Annotated in this window: 1 protein-coding gene; it reads left to right on the top strand. The window is 55.8% G+C overall.

The genetic code is table 11. From position 1 onward, the window contains the following. Positions 1-1,497 (top strand): DDE-type integrase/transposase/recombinase (locus tag ABJ196_RS12595; protein WP_347307573.1); only part of this gene is annotated, 1,497 nt, incomplete at its 5' end. Between the last annotated feature and the right edge of the window lie 126 nt (positions 1,498-1,623).

Below are 1,623 nucleotides of genomic sequence, written 5' to 3'. Positions count from 1 at the left end.
GGGATGGCAATTCCCATTACTCTCCGCAAGAAGATAGCGGATTTCGACCCCATCCGTGAGGGCATCACGGTCCAGCAGTTCTGCAAGAACATCGGCGTATCGAAGCAGACGTACTACAACATCAAAGCACGTATCGCCGAACGCGGGCGGGCTGGCATCGTGCCGGACAGCACGGCACCGCTGAACCCGCGACGGGTCTACGATGACAAGATTCGACAACAGGTCCTGCAAGCTCGCGGTACGTTACAAGCCCGCGGCCAAGACTGTGGCCCATGGTCAATCTTCTATTTCTTCCTCGACGAACTCGGCTACGACCAACCACCGTCGCGAGCTTTAATCGCACAATGGCTGCACGAGGCTGGCGTCGCTGACATCAATGCACGTAAACGACCGCGTAAGTCCTACAGGCACTTTGCCAGGGGCCAAGTCAATGAACTGTGGCAGATCGATGCGTTTGCCTACAGACTCTTCGATGTGCCTCACACGCAGGTGACTATCTACCAAGTTATCGACGATGCCAGCCGCTTCGACGTCGGCTCCCAAGCTTTTGGAACTCCAGAAAACGGCACCGATGCCCGCATCACGCTAAGTGGAGCCATTGATGCTTACGGACTTCCCCAAGAAGTCCTCTCTGACAACGGTGATGCCTTTGCCACCTACCATCGCGGCCGGCTGTCGCAAACCGAACGCTGGCTCGCCAGCCTGGGAGTTCAATCAAGTGCGGGTTTTGCTCCCACGACGCAAGGCAAAGACGAGCGATCGCACCAAACCATGACCAAGTTTTTGGATGCTCGTACCCCCACGACGCTGGCGCAGGTCCAACAGCTGATTGTCGACTACCGCAACTTCTACAACACACGCCGTCGTCACCAAGGACTTCTCAGGGGCAAGATGCACATCACCCCAGCCCAAGCCTGGGAGATTATCTCGCATGCCCAGCCACCGACGCAGCCGATTGACCCGGATGTTTTATGGACGAAAATCGCGAAACAATATCACCGGATTCACCCCGACAACCAGGCAGATACCTTAGCAGCCGACACGGTGGTCGCGACAGACAATGCCCTGGCTGAAGTTGCAGCTTCAAACAGGGCACCAGGCAACGACACTCAGGCGATCCAGCAAGATACACCCCATGCCGATTCCTCAACCGTAATGCCAAGCTCTACCGGTGTAAATGCACTCTGGCCTATCCCGGACAAGCTGTGGATCAACAAAAGCGGGGTGGTACGCGTCATGGGACACGGCCTCTACGTCGGGCTGCGCTTCAAAAATCGAGCCATCTACAGCAGCGTAACCGATGACTATGCGGAATTTTTTACTGATCACGACGGTGAGAAACTGTTTTCATTTCCGCTACCGATCCAACTGAATCAGCGTCCACCCGGCGGTCAAATCAACATAAACCACGTTGTCGGCATGTGGCACCGACAACCCCCAGAGCTAAAACCCAACCTCTCTGGGCCACGGCCAAGCCGCCGGAAGAAGCCAAGCTAGCACCAGTACAAAAACTCCGTGGACTCCCCGTCCAAAAAGCGGGGAGACTCCACGTCCACAAAGTCCCTAGACTCCGAGTCCAAAAAGTAGCTGGACTCCCAGTCCAAAAACCTCATGGACATAACA

Origin of the sequence: Corynebacterium sp. SA-MJD20WY100 (assembly GCF_039822565.1) — a bacterium.
Lineage (GTDB): Bacteria > Actinomycetota > Actinomycetes > Mycobacteriales > Mycobacteriaceae > Corynebacterium > Corynebacterium phoceense_A.
This window is presented reverse-complemented; position numbering and strand designations above follow the sequence as displayed.